The organism is Vibrio sp. ES.051, assembly GCF_002563795.1.
In the GTDB taxonomy this organism is placed as follows: domain Bacteria; phylum Pseudomonadota; class Gammaproteobacteria; order Enterobacterales; family Vibrionaceae; genus Vibrio.
On sequence record NZ_PDJL01000004.1, the window covers coordinates 827,692 to 842,320 of the forward strand.

A 14,629-nucleotide genomic window follows, 5' to 3' on the forward strand; every position below is an offset into this window, starting at 1 on the left:
TATGTTAAATATCAAAGATATGCCACCTTACATATACATTATTGTGCATTTAATCATGGGTTTTTTTATGCTGTGGTTAAGTCACTTTAGAATTAAAGAGTTTGGAAGTGTTGATTTTTTCTGGCTTACGACCTTGGAAACCGCAAACTTGGTAGTTGGTGTTTTTTGGGGAAATTGGGGCTGGGATAATTTTAGGAAATTGCAGAAATACTCGCACTTATGGTTGCTAAGACTTTTTGAATCTTTTTTGGGAGCTGGCTTGATCGTTGTTCTAGGAAGTATCGGTTACTACTTCAGCTTGCCCGATGATATGTTGGCAAATACTAATATATTCAATACTTTTTATTTCATCGTATTTTCAAACGTCACTGTATTCTCGTTAATAGTGGTGGTCTGGATTTATGTGACCGGCTACAGATCAAAGCCAGGTTAAAGTCCTTTATTAATACCTGCATATCGTTTTCTCACCATCAACGCAGCCAAATGGCTGCGTTTTTTTCTGTATTAAATCAAAGTGAAACATCAATGACGCAACTAAAGAACAAGCAGCGACCACAGAGCCACGTAACATAAAGATCGAGTGACAAAATTCGCACTCTCCTCACCCGCCTGCGCAGTTTTTCGAACAGTTTTTTTGCAATTTTGATTTGGTGAAAATCTACGGGGTTAGGAAAGGCGTAGGACACGCGATAAAGCCTTTTGCTGTAAGGATTTTGAGTGATGCAAAAAGCCGCTGAAAAGGGCTTAAATTGCGTTATGTAGAATTTCAATCATTGCAGTTTTTTGCAGAGAATTGAAAAATAAACGATCATTAAAGATCCCATCCTTAACTTTAACTTATTGAAATTAAATGCTTTCCTTGTTTTTTGTCACGATTTGGGAGATCTTGTCCGTATTTTTAATGATCTCTCCTATGGTATGTGAAGCCTTGCAATGACTGGCTTAGGAACGAATTTTTAATATAAAGCAGTTTTTCAATTTTATAGACAGTATAATTGAGCTCAAAGGTTGGTATAGGGTAAACAGCAGGTGGAGAAAATCTCAGTTTTGTGGAGATTGAGTGAGTAAGACCTGACCCTTTACCAGATTAAACCTAGACTTTTAGGGAACAGCAAAGCAAACAAAAAATAAAATACGTCGCCATTTCATCGCCACTATTTAAAGTTTTTTGTGATAAGTAATTGAATTTAAAGGTTTGAAATTTTAAGTGGATATAAAGCTTTATTACGTACATGACCCAATGTGCAGCTGGTGTTGGGGTTACAAACCAACACTCGATAAATTGAAACAGCAACTGCCCGGCGTGATTCAGTTCGAGTATGTAGTGGGTGGGCTTGCACCAGATACCAACTTACCAATGCCACCAGAGATGCAACAAAAGCTTGAAAGGGTTTGGAAAAAGATTGAGAGTCAATTAGGTACTAAGTTTAACTACGATTTCTGGAAGCTTTGCACGCCAGTAAGAAGCACTTACCAATCTTGTCGTGCGGTGATCGCAGCGGGATTTCAAGACTCTTATGAGCAGATGCTAGAAGCGCTCCAGCATGCGTATTACTTACGTGCCATGCCACCTCATGAAGAAGCGACTCACTTGCAGCTAGCTAAAGAAATTGGTTTGAATGTTCAGCAGTTCAAGAATGACATGGACGGCTCTTTCTTAGAAGGTGTGTTCGAAGATCAATTGAGTCTTGCAAAGAGCTTAGGTGTGGATTCTTACCCTAGCTTGGTTCTTCAAATTAACGACGCGTATTTCCCCATCGAGGTGGATTACTTGTCAACAGAATCGACGCTCAAGTCAATTCGTGAGCGTATTATTGACAATATGCCAGCGCAATAACTTTTTACTTGTGAGCGAGGATAGCAGTTACTTCATGTAATGAGGTAAGGTAGCAAACGTCCGGATAACTAAAAAACCGCTCAACAGAGCGGTTTTTTAGTTATGAAGGTCTGACGGTAACTAAAGCACCATTGCCGCGATCCAACCAAAGATGATTAGTGGGATGTTGTAGTGGATAAAAGTCGGTACTACCGTTTCCCAGATGTGCTCGTGCTGCCCATCTGCGTTTAGGCCTGAAGTCGGACCTAATGTTGAGTCAGAGGCAGGTGAACCAGCATCACCCAATGCCGCGGCTGTACCAATTAGCGCGATCGTCGCCATTGGTGAGAAACCAAATGCAAGTGCGAGTGGCACATAGATAGTTGCAAGAATAGGGATGGTAGAGAAAGAAGAACCGATCCCCATTGTCACTAGTAGCCCAACAATTAGCATCAACAGAGCCGCCAGTGGCTTGTTGTCACCGATGCTGGTTGAGAGCGATTGAACCAGCGTCTCTACACCACCAGTCTGTTTCATTACGGCAGCAAAACCCGCAGCTGCGATCATAATAAAGCCAATCATCGCCATCATGTGGACACCTTTAGTGAACACGTCGTGCGTCTCTTTCCACGCAATCACGCCACCAAAAGTAAACACCATAAAGCCCGCTAGCGCCCCAATGATCATAGAGCCTGTGTAAAGCTGAACGCTTAAAGCCGCTACAATACCTAAAGCCGCCACTAGGATGTGCTGCTTGTTGATAGTGTGTTCAGTTTCGTGGATGACGGTTAACTCCGTTTCCTCATAAATGCGGGGTTTACGGTAGCTAACAAAAGCCGCAAATAAAAGACCAAACAACATACCGGCACCTGGCAATAGCATGGCAGTTGGCACTTGACCAGCAACAATATTCTCTAAACCATTATCACGTAGGTTTTTGAGTAGGATGTTGTTTAAGAAAATCCCCCCAAAACCTATAGGTAGGAGCATGTACGGAGTAATGAGGCCGAAAGTCAGAACACAAGCAACCAAACGACGGTCTAGTTTAAGCTTCGCGAATACGCCTAAAAGGGGGGGGATCAAAATTGGAATAAAAGCGATATGGACAGGGATCACATTCTGCGAAGACATAGTGACCAGAACTAAAGCAACTAATACAGCGTACTTCAGACCAGTCGTCGAGGCTGTGTTTTCTTTGCCATTCAAGCGTTTGATAACACTTTTTGCCAACAGGTCAGTGATGCCCGATTTAGAAATGGCAACCGCAAACGTACCAAGCATGGCGTAGCTAAGTGCAATGGTTGCACCGCCACCAAGGCCACTTTCAAAGGCCGCCACGGTATCCCCAAGGCTCATGCCGGATACAAAACCACCAACAATGGCACTAAACGTGAGGGCGACCACCACGTTTACGCGCATCAATGCTAACACGAGCATGACGCATACAGATATAACGACAGGGTTCATACTTTTCCTAATATGTTGTGTTTATTTATTATTCTTCGTCGACAAGCGGCCAACCGCCGAGGGCCTTCCATTTGTTGACGATGCCACAGAATAGCTCTGCAGTTTTTTCTGTGTCGTAAAGAGCCGAATGTGCTTCACGGCTATCGAATTCCATCCCTGCCGTTTTGCATGCTTTAGCGAGAACAGTCTGACCATAAGCAAGGCCACTCAATGTCGCCGTGTCAAAAGTAGCAAATGGATGAAAAGGGACTCTTTTGAGCTTGCAGCGCTCATTGGCGGCATTCACAAAACTTAAATCGAATGCTGCATTGTGCGCAACCATGATTGCGCGCGAACAATCTGCGGTTTTTTGTTCTTTACGAATCAGTTTGTAGATTTCTTTTAACGCTTCTTGTTCAGATATTGCGCCACGCAGAGGGCTAAATGGGTCACGTATACCGTTAAACTCTAGCGCCTCTTTTTCTAGGTTCGCACCCTCAAATGGTTCGACATGAAAATGAATCGTAGAGGCAGGATGCAAAATACCATCTTCATCCATGCGAAGGGTGACGGCACAGATTTCTAAAAGTGCATCAGTTTGAGCATTGAAACCAGCGGTCTCAACGTCGACGACCACTGGGAAATAACCGCGAAAACGTTTTTTCAGGGTCAGAGCTTCATTTTCTATTGTCATGTCGGCTTATTTTTGTGTGACGAGTGCTGCATTATTGCAGATTCTACCGATGAGAAAAACCGCAATTTAGGAGAAAAGCGGAATTCTATTTTCATCTAATTAATGAATGTGGATGACTCATTACATAAAGAGTCAACATTCAGGATTTTGTATCACGTTAACATTTCGCTACTTCATGGCGGGGTTTTTGCATGCTGTTTGATGTAGTTTAATTGATGCAAAGTAACGGCAGCAGGCTGCCGCTTAAGAGATAGTACTTAGATGAAGAAATGGCTGATAACCAGTGGCGTTGTACTTTCGTTGTTTAGCGCCAACAGTTTCGCTGTGATGGGCAAACGTTACGTTGCGACTCCACAGCAATCTCAATGGGAAATGGTGGTCAACACGCCGTTAGAATGCCAACTTGTTCACCCCATTCCTAGTTTTGGAGATGCGGTGTTTTCATCACGTGCGAGCAAAAAGATCAACTTAGATTTTGAGTTAAAAATGCGTCGCCCGATGGGAGAAACGCGTAACGTCAGCCTTATTTCTATGCCGCCCCCTTGGCGACCTGGTGAACATGCCGACCGAATTACGAACCTAAAGTTTTTTAAACAGTTTGATGGCTATGTGGGTGGACAAACTGCATGGGGCATTTTGTCTGAGTTGGAAAAAGGACGCTATCCGACCTTTAGTTACCAAGACTGGCAGAGTCGAGATCAGAGAATCGAAGTCGCGTTGTCATCCGTGTTGTTTCAAAGTAAGTACAACGCGTTCAGTGACTGTATTTCCAACTTATTGAAATACAGCTTTGAAGATATTGCCTTTACGATTTTGCATTACGAAAGACAAGGTGATCAGTTAACCAAAGCATCCAAAAAGCGTTTGTCACAAATTGCAGATTATATCCGATACAATCAAGATATCGATCTCGTGCTGGTGGCGACTTACACCGATTCAACAGATGGTAAAAGTGCGAGTCAAAGTTTATCTGAGAGACGCGCAGAATCACTCCGTGATTACTTTGAGTCTCTCGGTCTGCCGGAAGATAGAATTCAGGTGCAAGGTTACGGCAAACGTCGACCTATAGCGGACAACGGTTCGCCAATAGGAAAAGACAAAAACCGCCGAGTCGTGATATCGCTAGGGCGAACCCAAGTGTGATGCATATAAAACGCCGAAGCTTTAGAAGCTCCGGCGTTTTTATTTACTGACATTGTTAATAATATTCTATTTGTACTTTGCCAAGTTTCTTAACGGTGTTTTCTACTGTTTAACTTGAATGTTAGTTTAAGCGGAATTTGGCAATCACTTCGCAATTGGTTGCGGTATCGATTTTTTCAACCTGTTTAGCAATAGTCGGGTTAGGATGGCGTTTCATGAAGTCTATCAGTGCCTTAGTACAACATCCTATTGAGTCGATAAAGCTTGCACATTCTTTATTTGGGCATTGTGGGATGAGCGTTAAGACTTTCTCAGAAGCCAGCTGAAGGTATTTGAGTTCATAGTCAGTGTCTCCGGCCCAACGCCAGAACTGAGCTAAGTTATGACAAGAAATGACTGAAATCAATAACCGCTCGTCTGCATCAATTTCCACGCATTCGCTGATATCTTCACTTAGATTTAAGGCTTGCTGGTAATGAAGAATGCTGCGAACAGGGTCATCTAGTTGAAGTGCCGTATCGGCTAGAAGTGTATGTGTTTCCCATTCACTGATCATTATCGTCATCTCGCATATCGAAGGTATGAACAAATCTAAACGATAATTATTATCAAGCAAAGGCTTTTGTTTATAAAAGGACAGGCAGATCGCAGACCTGCCTGTAATCGATGTTTAACTTGAGTTGAAATAGTGAGTCTTAGCCTTCCAGACCTGCTGATGCTTGTTTGTTTTGGATAAGCTCAATCATGTAACCATCAGGGTCTTTTACGAATGCAATGTGTGTGCTGCCACCTTTCACTGGACCAGGTTCACGCGTTACATTACCACCCGCTGTTTTGATGGCATCACACGTTGTGTAGATGTCATCAACACCAATGGCAATGTGACCGAAAGCAGTACCTAGTTCATATTCAGTTGTACCCCAGTTATAAGTCAGCTCAATCACTGCACCTTGAGATTCGTCACCGTAACCAACAAACGCAAGCGTGTATTCGTACTCTTTGTTCTCGTTGGTACGAAGTAGCTGCATGCCCATCACTTCAGTGTAAAACTGGATGGATTTGTCTAGATCACCTACGCGAAGCATAGTGTGGAGAATTCGACCGTTTGACATTTTTTGCTCCTAGCTTTCATTTTTAGATAACATTAGTTGTCTGGATATACTTTCTCTTTATACTCACACAAATCTTCAACAATGCAGCTACCGCAGCGTGGCTTTCTCGCCAAACAGGTGTAACGGCCATGAAGAATGAGCCAGTGGTGCACATCGAGCTTAAACTCTTTTGGCACGACTTTTAATAATTTTTCTTCCACGTCGTCGACGGTTTTTCCCATAGCAAACTTAGTACGATTGGATACGCGGTAAATGTGCGTATCGACGGCGATGGTTGGCCAGCCAAATGCGGTGTTGAGCACGACGTTTGCTGTTTTACGACCAACGCCTGGTAGCGCTTCCAGCGCGGCGCGATCTTCAGGAACTTCACCATTGTGTTTTTCCAACAAGATCTTACAAGTTTTGATGGTGTTTTCTGCTTTAGAATTAAACAAGCCAATGGTCTTGATGTACTCCTTTAAACCATCGACACCTAAGTTGAGAATACTTTGCGGAGTATTCGCCACAGGAAACAGCCTGTCCGTCGCTTTGTTCACACTTACGTCAGTGGCTTGTGCTGAGAGCAGTACCGCGATAAGTAGTTCAAAAGGAGAACTCCAGTTCAGTTCCGTTTGAGGATTTGGGTTGTTTTCTCGTAATCGTTCAAGAATTTCAATTCTTTTTATTTTATTCATTGCTGACTTCCAATCCCGTCTGCGCGGTGTATGAAAAAGGCTCGGCTAGCAGTCGAGCTTTGATTTTATTCTTCTTCTATTATGTGTTAGTCACACGAGCGCGTTCAATGGTGGGTTTTTCTTCTTTTGGTTGGCGCGCCTGAATGACGTTATCGATAATATTTTTGAGCGCAATCAACAGACCGACACCGATAAACGCGCCCGGAGGTAGTAACGCCAACAGGAAGCTATTATCAAACTGGAAGACTTGGATACGCAATGCAGAAGCCCAGTCACCCAAAAGCAGGTCTGCACCGTCGAATAACGTGCCATTACCTATTAGTTCACGCATGGCACCTAACACAACCAAAACGCTAGCCATACCGAGGCCCATCCATAGGCCATCCAATGTTGCAGGGACGACATCATTTTTCGATGCATACGCTTCCGCACGGCCAATAATGATGCAGTTGGTAACGATTAAGGGAATAAAGATGCCAAGCGATAGGTATAATCCATACGCGTAGGCATTCATGAGTAATTGAACACACGTCACGAGGGATGCAATGATCATCACGAATATAGGGATACGGATTTCTTTAGGCACGTAGTTACGAATCAGAGAAACCGTTACATTTGATCCTACCAATACCAGCAGTGTTGCGATACCAAGACCCAGCGCATTTGTTATAGTGGATGAAACTGCCAGCAGTGGACACAACCCCAATAGTTGTACTAAAGCGGGGTTATTGTTCCACATGCCGTTTTTCATTAGCAGCTTGTTGTCACTCATTACTGTTCTCCTTCACAGTCCAAAGGCTGACTAAGAATTTCTTCACGAGATCGATTTACGTAGTTTACGGTGTTTCGCACCACTTTTACGACCGCTCTTGGGGTGATCGTTGCACCAGTAAATTGATCAAAGTCGCCACCATCTTTACGTACCTTCCAAGAGTCCCAGTTACTTTCCGTGACTTGTTTGCCAGTAAAGCTCAAAATCCAATCAGTGACACGGAGATCAATTTTATCGCCCAGACCTGGGGTTTCTTGATGACTTAAAACACGAGAACCCAGAATGTTGCCTTGATTATCAATACCAGTAATAACTTTGATGTCACCATTGTAGCCATCCGGCGCAATCGATTCTACCGCGATGGCGGTCGGCACACCATTTTTGGACGCGAGGTAGGCCGGCATCGCACGCAGCGTACCAAGCTCTGGTGATGTGACCATAGTACATGCCTGCGTTAGCGCGTTGTCATGCATGGTCTCTGGTATGACTTGATTCAAAACAGAGAGTAACTGTTGTTGTTCTTGTTCCTTAATTTGATCTTTGGTTAGGTACTGAGTGAATGCTACCAGTCCGGTTGTTGCACAGGCAAAGATCGCGAGCGTCAGACCATTTTTTCTAATTGCGGTTAACATGTTTACCTCAGTGACCGTAAGTTCTAGGTTTGGTGTAGTAATCGATCAGCGGAACACACATGTTGGCGAGCAGTACTGCGAATGCGACGCCATCTGGGAAGCCGCCCCAACTGCGAATGATGAAGACTAAAGCGCCAATAAGCGCACCAAAAATCAAACGGCCTTTAACGGTGGTAGAAGCTGATACCGGGTCTGTGGCGATAAAGAACGCGCCAAGCATCGTAGCACCAGATAACCAATGGAAGATTGGTGACCCTGTTTCCCCCGGAGTCAGTAAGCTGAAAACTAGACTAAATAGTGTCAAGCTCGCAAGGAAACCAGCTGGAATATACCATTGAATGATGCGTTTTTTGATCATCACCATGCCACCAATGAAGTAAGCAAGGTTAACCCATTGCCAACCAATGCCAGCTAGGCCACCGAATATAGGTTGTGAAAACACTTCGTTTGGCGTTGCTCCGGTAAGGATTCCCGTCTTAAATGCATCAAGTGGTGTCGCCATTGTTACGCCATCAACACTTGAGCGCACTTGTTGTAACGATAAGCCATCATAATCATAACCGGTAAAAATCAGCGATAGCGTGTCTGCAAAGTTTACGTGATCAGGGATGAGTAAGGTCGGTGCACTCCAACTTGTCATTTGTACAGGAAAGGAGATCAGTAAAACGACGTAAGCGACCATGGCCGGATTAAATAGATTTTGACCAAGGCCACCATAGAGGTGCTTCGCGATGACGATAGCAAAGATTAAACCGATCACCATGATCCACCAAGGAGACCACGGCGGAATTGCGACGGCTAATAACCAAGCGGTAACAATCGCGCTGTTATCACGCAGTGCTCGCATCGGTGAACGCTTACGACAGAGCATCACTAACGCTTCTAGTGATACAGCGACAGCGATGGCAAAAATGAGCTGAATGAGTGTGCCCCACCCAAAGAAGTAGGTCTGAGCCGCTAAACCTGGGAGTGCACAAAGTGCCACCCATTTCATTAAATCAGGCGTACTACGACGGCTGTGGGTATGCGGTGAACTGGCAATAAAAAACGACACTACTCGTTCTCCTCGGTATTGTTTTTATTTGCGTCTTGCTGAGCTTTGCGAGCTTTAGCTCGTGCAATGGCGGCAGCAACCGCTGCTTTTTTCGGATCGTCTGCTTGCTCAGCAGGCGCTTCATCTTCAGCAGGTTTGGGGTCGGATTCTTGCTGTGCTTTACGTGCTTTAGCCCGTGCAATAGCGGCAGCAACCGCGGCTTTTTTCGGATCTTCAGCTTGCTCAGCAGGCGCTTCAGCTTCTTCGGTTTCAGTTGAGTCTGCTTGTTTCGCTTTACGAGCCTTAGCGCGTGCAATGGCGGCAGCAACCGCCGCTTTTTTCGGATCGTCTGTTTGTTCAGCAGGCGTTTCAGCTTCTACCGTTTCGGTTGGGTCTGCTTGTTTCGCTTTACGAGCCTTAGCGCGTGCAATAGCAGCGGCAACGGCGGCTTTCTTCGGATCTTCAGTTTGTTCAGCAGGCGCTTCATCTTCAGCAGGTTTGGGTTCGGATTCTTGCTTTGCTTTACGTGCTTTAGCCCGAGCAATGGCGGCAGCAACCGCCGCTTTTTTCGGATCGTCTGTTGGCTCAGTAGGCGTCTCAGCTTCTACCGTTTCGGTCGAGTCTTCTTGTTTTGCTTTACGTGCTTTAGCCCGAGCAATGGCAGCTGCAACGGCCGACTTCTTGTCATCAGCATTATTTACAGAGGGGTCGTCTTGCTCTCTCTGCGCTTTGCGTTCGCGCGCCAGACGTTTGCGTTCTTCACGCAGCTTTGCCATTTCTGAGTTATCAGGCTCGCTTGAGTTAGCATCAGCTGCGGCAGCTTGTTTTGCCTTCGCCTTTGCGATAGCAGCGGCGACCGCTGGTTTAACCGTTGACTCTGTTTTTTCTTGTATTTTTGTGTCTTTTGCTTTGACACGCGCGATAGCGGCAGCGATAGCATCATCACCACCGGAAGACTTCATATCTTTACGACGCTGATCAGCCGCTTTCTTAAAGCGATTTTCACGCTCTGCTTTTTCGCGCTCCATACGCGCTTTCTTCTCTTCAAAGCGCAGCTTCGCGCGTTCGGCCGCTTCCGCTTCTTGTGCTCTGGTTCGAATTTCCGCTTTTGCTTGACGGTAGTACTGTACGAGTGGAATTTCACTTGGGCACACAAATGCACAAGCACCACATTCGATACAATCTTTAAGATTAAGTTCTTCGAGTTTGTCGTACTCTTCTGCTTTCGCATACCATTGCAGCTGTTGAGGCAACAGTGACGCAGGGCAAGCGTCAGCACATTGACTACAACGAATACATTCCATCTCATATTGGTGCGGTGAGATCTCTCTGCAAGTCGGAGCCAGGATACAGTTTGCTGTCTTGGTTATAGGTACTTGAGAGTGGGGCAGAGTAAAGCCCATCATTGGGCCGCCCATGATCAAGCGCTGTAACTTCTTATCTGCTTTATAGCCAAACTCGTCGAGCAATGCTTGTACCGGTGTGCCCAATAACGCCCATACGTTGCGTGGTTGTTTAAAGGTTTTGCCGGTGAGTGTAACGACTCGCTCTATCATCGGTTCGCCATCGATGATTGCGCGTTTGATAGAGTAAAGAGAACCCACATTTTGAACCAAAATCCCAATATCAGCCGGAATTGCGCCGCTTGGCACTTCTTTATTGGTTAAAAGTTTGATCAATTGCTTTTCACCACCAGAAGGGTATTTGGTTGGAATAACGCGAATAACAATATCTTTATTCAGAGCGGCTGCTTCTAATGCTTTGACGGCTTCTGGTTTGTTATCTTCGATACCAATGATGGTCAATTTAGGCGATAGGATATGCTCGACAATTTCGATTCCCTGAATCAGCTCGTCGGCATGTTCTTGCATGAGCTTGTCATCAGATGTGATGTATGGTTCGCACTCGGCTGCATTGACGATAAGAATTTCGGTGCGCGCGAAACCGGATTGGATCTTTTTCGCTGTTGGAAAACCTGCACCGCCCATACCTGAAATACCCGCAAGACGAATAATATCAATTAATGAATCAGGCGATTCTTGAGTGTAATCGGCGACAGGAGTTTTCTCACCCCAAGTGTCATTTCCGTCGGGCGTGATAACAGCACATAACTCACTGAGCCCTGATGGGTGGGCAACGGTTCGTGGCTCTATCGCAGTAATTTTGCCTGACGTAGGCGCGTGAACAGGAACGGTAAACCCTGTTTCTGATTGCGTTAATGGTTGGCCTTTTAAAACGTCATCACCCTCGGAAACTAATAAGTTACCGGCTTTGCCAATGTGCTGTTTTAACGGTAATACGATTTCCGATGGAATGGATGCGTGGACGAGCTCTGTTTTATTGGACTGCGCTTTGTTCTCTGCCGGATGCACACCACCTGGGAAATCCCAAAGTGAGCCTGTACGAATTTGTTCAATCAAAGACAACATACGAAACCTTACTTAATTGAATCTTTCACGTTCACTGCATCATCGGCAGCATCCGTAATGTTAAGCACTGGAATGGAGTTAAGTTGCCATTTCCAGCTTTCTGTGGTGGTGGCCACAGGAATCATTTCAATACAATCGGTCGGACACGGTGCCACACACAAGTCACAACCCGTACATTCATCTTTAATTACGGTGTGTACAGCTTTTGTACCGCCAACAATGGCATCAACAGGACAAGCCTGAATGCATTTAGTACAACCGATACACATATCTTCGTGGATAAATGCAACGGTTGGGATTTTGCTGTCGAGATCGTGCGCTGATTCTTCTGGTTCAACGCCCATTAGGTCGGCTAGCTTTTCGATCGTCGCTTGACCGCCGGGAGGGCATTTGTTGATGTGATCACCATTCGCAATTGCCTCTGCATAAGGTCGGCAACCAGGGTAGCCACATTGACCACATTGGGTCTGGGGTAAGATCGCATCGATTTGATCTACAATCGGGTCCGCCTCAACTTTGAAGCGAATGGAAGCAAAACCAAGTATTGCGCCAAAAATCGCGGCAAGAACCGCTAGCGCGATGATCGCCATTAGAATCGTACTCATCGCTTACTTCACCAAACCTGTAAAGCCCATAAAGGCTAATGACATTAAACCCGCGGTAATCATTGCAATCGATGCCCCTTTAAAAGGTATTGGAACATCTGCGGCAGCAATGCGCTCACGCATAGATGCAAACAGTATTAATACCAGTGAGAAGCCGACAGCGGCCCCGAAGCCGTAGATAATTGATTCAATAAAGTTGTGGTTTTCATTGATGTTGAGAAGCGCGACACCTAATACCGCGCAGTTTGTTGTGATCAGCGGTAAGAAAATTCCGAGTAAGCGATAAAGTGTTGGGCTTGTTTTGTGCACAACCATTTCGGTGAACTGCACCACAACGGCTATCACCAAAATAAAACTCATGGTTCGAAGGTATTCAATACCGAGTGGGCGAAGTATGTAGCTTTCCACTAGATACGCGCACACTGATGCAAGCGTGAGGACAAAAGTTGTCGCAAAGCCCATACCTATTGCTGTTTCGAGTTTTTTGGACACGCCCATAAAAGGACATAAGCCTAAAAACTTCACTAGTACAAAGTTGTTCACCAGCACAGTGCCGACTAACAACAAAACATATTCGGTCATAGTTATTACGTTCTGAAAATCCGATCTCAATATTATCGTGTTTTGCGACACCAATAACAACCGGTGAACGATGTGGTTTTATGTACACGATGGGAAAATAGTCGTCTATGAGAGGAATGCTGGATGAATGAATGAGAAATTAAAAAGTCGAGTGAATGGTTTCTACGAAGAAAAGGCGTTGTTTTATGCTTTGATAGGGGGTTTTTTAAGCTTAGAAACCCCATGCTCAGCGAGACTATTAGATAGAAACCAGGCACTCTGCATTAGGTTCAAGTTAGCAATGCCAAGTTTAAAATGAAAAAGCCCAGTTCTTAAACTGAGCTTTTTTCTTAAATTTGGCTCCTCCTGCTGGGCTCGAACCAGCGACCTGCGGATTAACAGTCCGTCGCTCTACCAACTGAGCTAAGGAGGAACTGCTTTGTATGAAAGCGGGAAGAATCTTACCGAGGTGTAACCCATCACTTAGAATGATAACTAAGGAATAGATAGGATTTGGCCGGAATTCGTCGGCAATGCCTTGTCTTTCAACGGTTCAGGATGTTATCACTGAGGAATCCTGAAATCCACTAGAAATGAGAAAAAAGATAGAATACTTTGCGTTGACCCACATGGAATAAGAAAACGGCTGTTTTGAGCGTAAGCATCCGTTTCTCTGTTTAAATCCTATTTAAAGATCCGTTGCTCGTTGAACCACTTTACCAACAATGCATAGCTCATTGAGCTGTGCTTTTGGAACAGTAATCGGCCCATAGTCTTTGTTGTCGCTAATCAGAACTAGCGAGCCATCGAAACTCTTCTGAACTCGTTTTGCATATAGTTCGTCGCCAAGGCGAACAACGTAGATATGACCGTCGATAGGCGTTCTTGAGCCAGTATCAATCAGCAGTGAGTCATTATCAGTGATAGTGTCAGCCATCGAGTCTCCTTTCACGAATACAACAGCGCAGCGTTCTGGAGTTAGCCCTTTGAACTTAAGATACTTCCTGCGGAACGCAAGCCAGCGCTTGGGTTCTTCATCGAAGGCGTTGCAGCCACTGCCTGCGGACACTTGAATGTGGTAACCAGGCACCAAGCAAAATTCTTCGTTAAAGTCTGGGAAGCGTCGTACCTTATACTCACCTAGCGTTGTCTTCACCGATGTGCTTGACTGCTCTTCCTGCCTGTGCAGCTCTTCCTGAGGGTTTTCCGTGCCCATGATAAGCCAGTCAAGGCTTACACCGCAGTTAATAGCGATTTTCGCTGCCGTTTCAATGTTAGGTACAGAGCCTTTCAAGATTTTACGTAGCGCCCCCTCGGACACATCCGTTTTACTGGCAAACTTCCTGATGCTATCTCCGTTCATGAGAGATTCTATTCGCGCTGATACCGATCCGATTTTTATCTTCAGAATCGGATCTTCGATCCTTTTTGACACAGTAAGATCCTATTTTTGAAAACTCTTTATTTATTAGATAGATAAAAACAGTGCGTGCTAAAGAACGCGTATTGTGAAAAGGATGCGTTCTATGGTGTTGTAAATAGCTAAGGTGCGCACTATTGTGCGTACTACGGGACCTGCTGCGTACCGTGGGAATATTAACGGTTCGCACTGCGAACAGAGAAAAGAGTGTAACTGAAAGCATGGATATAGTCACTGAAAGAGACATAAAGGCAGCGTGTACAGCTGTCGTAGTTGGGCTTTAGAGCACAGC

Annotated in this window: 15 protein-coding genes and 1 tRNA gene; 3 read left to right on the plus strand and 13 right to left on the minus strand. The window is 45.0% G+C overall.

The genetic code is table 11. The annotated features are described in order from the left end of the window. Position 1 precedes the first annotated feature (1 nt). The gene (locus ATG66_RS10290) at positions 2-433 is read left to right on the plus strand and encodes a hypothetical protein (protein WP_143699683.1); all 432 of its coding nucleotides are present in this window, start codon (positions 2-4) and stop codon (positions 431-433) included. Between the two features lie 774 nt (positions 434-1,207). Further along, positions 1,208-1,837: a DsbA family protein gene (locus tag ATG66_RS10295; protein WP_098415208.1), complete on the plus strand. Its 630-nt coding sequence runs from the start codon at positions 1,208-1,210 to the stop codon at positions 1,835-1,837. A gap of 120 nt (positions 1,838-1,957) precedes the next feature. On the opposite strand, the gene ATG66_RS10300 is transcribed toward ATG66_RS10295, so the two are convergent. Both ATG66_RS10300 and rnt read right to left on the minus strand, forming a co-directional pair. Further along, entirely contained in the window at positions 1,958-3,283 is a 1,326-nt protein-coding gene (locus ATG66_RS10300) for a Na+/H+ antiporter family protein (RefSeq protein WP_098415209.1), read from the minus strand. Positions 3,284-3,311: 28 nt separating this feature from the next. Then, positions 3,312-3,956, minus strand: coding sequence for a ribonuclease T (rnt, locus tag ATG66_RS10305; RefSeq protein ID WP_098415210.1), 645 nt, complete (start codon positions 3,954-3,956; stop codon positions 3,312-3,314). Positions 3,957-4,217: 261 nt separating this feature from the next. Between rnt and motY the strand changes: the two genes are divergently transcribed. After that, positions 4,218-5,099 (plus strand): flagellar protein MotY, encoded by an 882-nt coding sequence (gene motY, locus ATG66_RS10310; protein WP_098415211.1) that lies wholly within the window; start codon positions 4,218-4,220, stop codon positions 5,097-5,099. Positions 5,100-5,220: 121 nt separating this feature from the next. On the opposite strand, the gene ATG66_RS10315 is transcribed toward motY, so the two are convergent. From ATG66_RS10315 to ATG66_RS10365, 11 genes are all read right to left on the minus strand, one after another. Beyond that, on the minus strand, positions 5,221-5,655 hold the full coding sequence (locus tag ATG66_RS10315; RefSeq protein ID WP_098415212.1) for a DUF2753 domain-containing protein: 435 nt from the start codon (positions 5,653-5,655) through the stop codon (positions 5,221-5,223). A 139-nt stretch (positions 5,656-5,794) separates the two neighbouring features. Continuing rightward, a complete protein-coding gene (gene gloA / locus ATG66_RS10320; RefSeq protein ID WP_098415213.1) occupies positions 5,795-6,211 on the minus strand; it encodes a lactoylglutathione lyase in 417 nt (138 codons plus the stop codon). 32 nt (positions 6,212-6,243) lie between these two features. Then, the gene (gene nth, locus ATG66_RS10325) at positions 6,244-6,885 is read right to left on the minus strand and encodes an endonuclease III (RefSeq protein ID WP_098415214.1); all 642 of its coding nucleotides are present in this window, start codon (positions 6,883-6,885) and stop codon (positions 6,244-6,246) included. A 79-nt stretch (positions 6,886-6,964) separates the two neighbouring features. Then, entirely contained in the window at positions 6,965-7,657 is a 693-nt protein-coding gene (locus ATG66_RS10330) for an electron transport complex subunit E (protein ID WP_098415215.1), read from the minus strand. After that, entirely contained in the window at positions 7,657-8,289 is a 633-nt protein-coding gene (gene rsxG / locus ATG66_RS10335; protein ID WP_098415216.1) for an electron transport complex subunit RsxG, read from the minus strand. Before rsxG ends, ATG66_RS10330 begins: the two co-directional genes overlap by 1 nt. A gap of 7 nt (positions 8,290-8,296) precedes the next feature. Continuing rightward, entirely contained in the window at positions 8,297-9,343 is a 1,047-nt protein-coding gene (gene rsxD, locus ATG66_RS10340) for an electron transport complex subunit RsxD (RefSeq protein ID WP_098415217.1), read from the minus strand. After that, positions 9,343-11,751, minus strand: a complete 2,409-nt coding sequence (rsxC, locus tag ATG66_RS10345) for an electron transport complex subunit RsxC (protein WP_098415218.1) — start codon at positions 11,749-11,751, stop codon at positions 9,343-9,345. Before rsxC ends, rsxD begins: the two co-directional genes overlap by 1 nt. An 8-nt stretch (positions 11,752-11,759) precedes the next feature. Next, complete coding sequence (gene rsxB / locus ATG66_RS10350; protein WP_098415219.1) at positions 11,760-12,356, minus strand: electron transport complex subunit RsxB; 597 nt, start codon at positions 12,354-12,356, stop codon at positions 11,760-11,762. A 3-nt stretch (positions 12,357-12,359) separates the two neighbouring features. Beyond that, entirely contained in the window at positions 12,360-12,938 is a 579-nt protein-coding gene (rsxA, locus tag ATG66_RS10355; RefSeq protein ID WP_098415220.1) for an electron transport complex subunit RsxA, read from the minus strand. A gap of 336 nt (positions 12,939-13,274) precedes the next feature. Continuing rightward, positions 13,275-13,350 (minus strand) — tRNA-Asn (locus tag ATG66_RS10360). A gap of 255 nt (positions 13,351-13,605) precedes the next feature. Next, positions 13,606-14,280, minus strand: coding sequence for an XRE family transcriptional regulator (locus ATG66_RS10365; RefSeq protein ID WP_098415221.1), 675 nt, complete (start codon positions 14,278-14,280; stop codon positions 13,606-13,608). Positions 14,281-14,629 lie beyond the last annotated feature (349 nt).

Coding starts and splice junctions, on each gene's coding strand:
- ATG66_RS10290 (WP_143699683.1), top strand. CDS start 2: ATGTTAAATATCAAAGATATGCCACCTTACATATACATTATTGTGCAT.
- ATG66_RS10300 (WP_098415209.1), bottom strand. CDS start 3,283: ATGAACCCTGTCGTTATATCTGTATGCGTCATGCTCGTGTTAGCATTG.
- rnt (WP_098415210.1), bottom strand. CDS start 3,956: ATGACAATAGAAAATGAAGCTCTGACCCTGAAAAAACGTTTTCGCGGT.
- motY (WP_098415211.1), top strand. CDS start 4,218: ATGAAGAAATGGCTGATAACCAGTGGCGTTGTACTTTCGTTGTTTAGC.
- ATG66_RS10315 (WP_098415212.1), bottom strand. CDS start 5,655: ATGATCAGTGAATGGGAAACACATACACTTCTAGCCGATACGGCACTT.
- gloA (WP_098415213.1), bottom strand. CDS start 6,211: ATGTCAAACGGTCGAATTCTCCACACTATGCTTCGCGTAGGTGATCTA.
- nth (WP_098415214.1), bottom strand. CDS start 6,885: ATGAATAAAATAAAAAGAATTGAAATTCTTGAACGATTACGAGAAAAC.
- ATG66_RS10330 (WP_098415215.1), bottom strand. CDS start 7,657: ATGAGTGACAACAAGCTGCTAATGAAAAACGGCATGTGGAACAATAAC.
- rsxG (WP_098415216.1), bottom strand. CDS start 8,289: ATGTTAACCGCAATTAGAAAAAATGGTCTGACGCTCGCGATCTTTGCC.
- rsxC (WP_098415218.1), bottom strand. CDS start 11,751: ATGTTGTCTTTGATTGAACAAATTCGTACAGGCTCACTTTGGGATTTC.
- rsxB (WP_098415219.1), bottom strand. CDS start 12,356: ATGAGTACGATTCTAATGGCGATCATCGCGCTAGCGGTTCTTGCCGCG.
- rsxA (WP_098415220.1), bottom strand. CDS start 12,938: ATGACCGAATATGTTTTGTTGTTAGTCGGCACTGTGCTGGTGAACAAC.
- ATG66_RS10365 (WP_098415221.1), bottom strand. CDS start 14,280: ATGAACGGAGATAGCATCAGGAAGTTTGCCAGTAAAACGGATGTGTCC.